General features: G+C 71.2%; 2 protein-coding genes. Both read right to left on the bottom strand.

Features of this window, described 5'->3' with window-relative positions:
* On the bottom strand, positions 1 to 854 hold an 854-nt coding region (locus tag HUK84_RS18720; RefSeq protein ID WP_176641570.1), incomplete at its 3' end, for an ABC transporter ATP-binding protein.
* Positions 851 to 1,300: MlrC C-terminal domain-containing protein (locus HUK84_RS18715; protein WP_176641569.1), on the bottom strand; the 450-nt coding region annotated here is incomplete at its 5' end. The genes HUK84_RS18720 and HUK84_RS18715, both read right to left, overlap by 4 nt.

Below are 1,300 nucleotides of genomic sequence, written 5' to 3'. Positions count from 1 at the left end.
GGCGGCACGGCGCCCGCCATCGTTCGCAACCGCCGCCGCCCCTGCCCGTCCAGGACCATGCCGTCCGGATCCGGCATCGCGGCCAGCAATCCACGCGTATAGGGATGGCGCGGCGCACGCAGCACGGAATCAATCGGACCGTCCTCGAGAATCCGTCCGGCATACAGCACCGCCACCCGATCGGCGATCGCCGCCGCCGAGCCGAAATCATGGGTGATGAACAACGTGCTGGTGCCGCTTTCGGCCGCCAGGTCGCGGATCAGCGCCAGGATACGCCCCCGCGTGCCGGCATCCAGCGCCGTCGTCGGCTCGTCGGCGATCAGCAGCGCCGGCTTCCCCGCCAGCGCCATCGCGATCATCACCCGCTGGCGCATCCCGCCCGACAGATGATGCGGATAGGCGCCGAGACACCGGTCGGGATCGGCGATGCCGGTGCGGGCCAGCAGCCCGACTGCCGCCTCCCGCCGTGTGCCGCCGCGCAGTTCGGGACGGTGCAGGGCCAGGCATTCGCCCAGCTGGGCACCGATGCGCATCGCGGGGTTCAGCGCGCTCATCGGTTCCTGGAAGATCATGGCGATCCGCCGGCCGCGATAGGCGCGCAGCGCGCGTTCGGACATCGCGGCCAGGTCGACGACACCATCCGCGCCGCCGAACAATATGCGGCCGCCGCTGACCCGTCCGCCGCGCAGCATCCCCATCACCGCCAGCGCCGCGACGCTCTTGCCCGAACCGGATTCTCCGACCAGGGCCAGGGTTTCGCCCCGTCCGATGGTGAACGACACGCCGTCCAGCACAGCGACCCCGCCGAACGCGACCCGCAATTCTTCCAGGGCCAGGACAGGCGCCGCCGTCACGCCCGGCGAGCCGCCTGCCCGCGCGGCATGGGCGTCCAGTCGAATTCCGTATCGAACGGGAAGGTCGGACGGTGCGTCCGCAGGCGCGTCAGGTGCGCGACGTCCTGGTTCACAACCCCGTCCGACAGCGCCATCAGGGCCGGCCGGGCCAGCGGCGCCAGTTCCGGCGACAGATAGCCGGACTTGACGACCAGGATGCGGATCGTCGCCAGGTCCAGCCCCAGTCGGCGGAAATCGGCGATCATGTGATAGGGGCGCCGCCGGGCCGACACCACGATCGTCAGGCCGCGATGCCGCAGGACGGCCTCGCGCTCACGCGGATCGGCATGGTCCGCCAGCCTGACCACGGCGCAATCGAGCGTCACCCGCCCGCCGGCGGGATCGAGCGTCGCACCGATCGCAAAACGCGTCTCCGCCCCTGTGCCGATCGCGAAGGCCCGTTCGCA

Origin of the sequence: Nguyenibacter vanlangensis (genome assembly GCF_013376155.1) — a bacterium.
Classification (GTDB): domain Bacteria; phylum Pseudomonadota; class Alphaproteobacteria; order Acetobacterales; family Acetobacteraceae; genus Gluconacetobacter; species Gluconacetobacter vanlangensis.
This window is presented reverse-complemented; position numbering and strand designations above follow the sequence as displayed.